Source organism: Streptomyces sparsus, from assembly GCF_054776295.1.
The window spans coordinates 1-2,601 of sequence record NZ_BAAHCA010000701.1 but is presented as its reverse complement, the minus strand read 5'-3'; the positions used below and the strand labels follow the sequence as shown (position 1 = coordinate 2,601).

Below are 2,601 nucleotides of genomic sequence, written 5' to 3'. Positions count from 1 at the left end.
GACCCGGGCGGCGCCGCGCAGCGCCATCGCCGCACGGCGGGCGCCGGGCACCGCCACCCGGCGGTGGACCACCGGGTAGTCGGCGTCCGCCGCGCTGTCGAGGATCTGCGCGTACAGCAGGAACGCGGTCTCGATGCAGGGACGGGCGATCGGGTCGAGCATGGCGATGCCGGGGGCGGCCTCGCGGTACACCCCCCGGGTCAGGGACACCGTCTCCCGCAACGCCCGGTGGATGCGGGCGTCCCGGCGTCCGGTGGCGCGGCTCCAGTAGAGCAGCTCGCGGTCGACGCCGTGCGCGGCGAGCAGATCGGCCGGCAGGTAGACGCGGCCCCGGTCGAGGTCCTCGCCCACGTCGCGCAGGAAGTTCGTCAGCTGGAACGCCACTCCCAGCGCGGCGGCGTGCGGCTCCGCCTCCGCGCGCGGGACGACCGTGCCCAGCACGGGCAGCATCTGGAGGCCGATGACGGCCGCGGAGCCGTGCATGTACCGCTCCAGCGCGGCGTAGTCGGGGTAGTCGGTGACTTCGAGGTCCATGCGCATCGACGCCATGAAGTCGGTGAAGTGGCGCTCGTCGATGTCGTAGGTGCGGGCCGTGTCCGCGAGTGCGCGGATCACCGGTTCGTCGCTGCTGCCGGTGCGCAGGCCAGGCAGCAGCTGCCGCTCCAGCGCCAGCAGAGCCTCGGTGCGTTGCTGTTCGGCCGGGGTGGGCCGCGGCCCGACGTCTGCGCCTGGCCCGCGGGCGGGAGCGGGTGCGTGCCGCTCGAAGGGGAGGCCCTGTTCCGCCGGAACGTGCTGCCCGACGGGGGCGCGACGTACCGCGGGCGGGGCCGGTGCCGGGGGCGCGGGCTGTTCCCCGGGGGTGTCCACGATGTCGTCCGCCCAGCGGGCGAAGCCGTACAGGGCGTGCACGGCGGGGCGGCGGCGGGGCGGCAGCAGGCGGGTGGCGAGGAAGTAGGTCTTGCCGTGGCGGGAGTTGAGGTCCCGGCAGAACAGGTAGTCGTCGCGCAGACCGGGTTCGACGATCCGGGCGGCGTCGAGTTCACGCGGGCTCATCGACCGGCTCCTCGAAGGGTCGGCAGTGCCGCGGCCCGCTGGCCGCCGGTGATGCGGTCGGCGGCCAGCTTGCCCGAGACCAGGACGGTGGGCACTCCGACCCCCGGCGTGGTCCCGCAGCCGGCCAGTACCACGTTGTCGGTTCCGCGCACCAGGTTGCGGGGGCGGAACGGGCCCGTCTGGGAGAAGGTGTGGGCCGCGGAGAACGGGGTGCCGGCGGCCAGCCCGTCCCGGTCCCAGGTGGCCGGCGTGATCAGCGTCTCCGCTTCGATCGCCGAGCCGAGCCCGTCGAGCCCGCGCTCCTCCAGCACGCCGACGAGTTCGTCCCGGTAGCGCGGGCCGAGTTCCCGCCAGGCGTGCGCTCCCGGCCCGATGTCGGTGTTGGGGCAGGGGGCCAGCACGTAGTGCAGGTGCCGTCCCGGAGGTGCCAGCGACGGGTCGTGCGTGGTGGGACGCGTGACCAGCAGCGACGGGTCGCTCATGAGCCTTCCCTGGCGGGTGATCTCGGCGAAGGTCTGCTTCCACGCCTTGCCGAACGAGAGGGTGTGGTGGGCCAGTTGGGGCCAGGTCCGGTCGGTGCCGAGGTGCAGGACCACCGCGGACGGCGAGTGGCGCAGCGCCACCGGGCGGCGCGGGGTGCGGCCCAGCAGGCGGTACGTGACGGGCAGGTCGCAGGTGAGCACCACGGCGTCGCAGGGGGTGCGGCGCCCGTCGGAGGTCACCACGGCCCGCGCCCGGCCGCCGTGCTGTTCGAGCCGTTCCACGGTGCTGCCGTAGTGGAACTCGGCGCCGGCGTCGGCGGCGGCGTCCGCCATGGCCTGCGGAAGGGCGTGCATACCTCCGCGCGGGAAGTACACGCCGGCGACGGTGTCCATGTAGGCGATGACGGCGTAGGCGGCGAGGGCCCGCTCGGGCGGCACCCCGGCGTAGAGGGCCTGGAAGGAGAAGACGCGGCGCAGTCGTTCGTCCTTCAGGAAGCGGCCGATCGCGGCGTCGAGGCGTCCGAAGCCGCCGAGGGCGGCCAGCCGGGCCAGGTCCGGGCGCAGCACACCCAGCGGGGAGTCGAAGTTGGTGTCGATGAAGTGGTTCATCTGGGCGCGGTAGATCTTCTCCAGCCAGTCGCGCAGCCGCCGGTACCCTGCGGCCTCCTCCGCTCCCGCGAAGCGCCGGACCTCCGCCTCCATCGCGTCGCCGTCGGTGTGCACGTCCACCTGGGAGCCGTCGGCGAACCGCGCCCGGTAGGCCGGGGCGAGCGGCAGCAGGTCCACCCGGTCGGCGAGGCTGTCACCGACCGCGGCGAACGCCTCCTCCGCCAGATGGGGCATGGTCAGCACGGTCGGGCCGGTGTCCACCTGGTAGCCGGCCGTGTCGAGGCGGCCCATGCGCCCGCCCGGCCGGTCCTGTGCCTCGATGACGGTGACCTGCCGACCGGAGCCGAGCAGGTGCATCGCCGCCGCCAGCCCGGACTGGCCGGCTCCGACCACCACGACGTGGTCGGTGCGTCCACTCACGCGCCTCACGCCGGGCCACCGCCGATCGCGGGCGCCA

At 74.5% G+C, this 2,601-nt stretch carries 2 protein-coding genes; both read right to left on the bottom strand.

The genetic code is table 11. The annotated features are described in order from the left end of the window. Positions 1–1,053: phytoene/squalene synthase family protein (locus ACYVE9_RS22340; protein ID WP_461029681.1), on the bottom strand; the 1,053-nt coding region annotated here is incomplete at its 3' end. Then, positions 1,050–2,573, bottom strand: a complete 1,524-nt coding sequence (locus tag ACYVE9_RS22335; protein ID WP_461029682.1) for a phytoene desaturase — start codon at positions 2,571–2,573, stop codon at positions 1,050–1,052. The genes ACYVE9_RS22340 and ACYVE9_RS22335, both read right to left, overlap by 4 nt. Positions 2,574–2,601 lie beyond the last annotated feature (28 nt).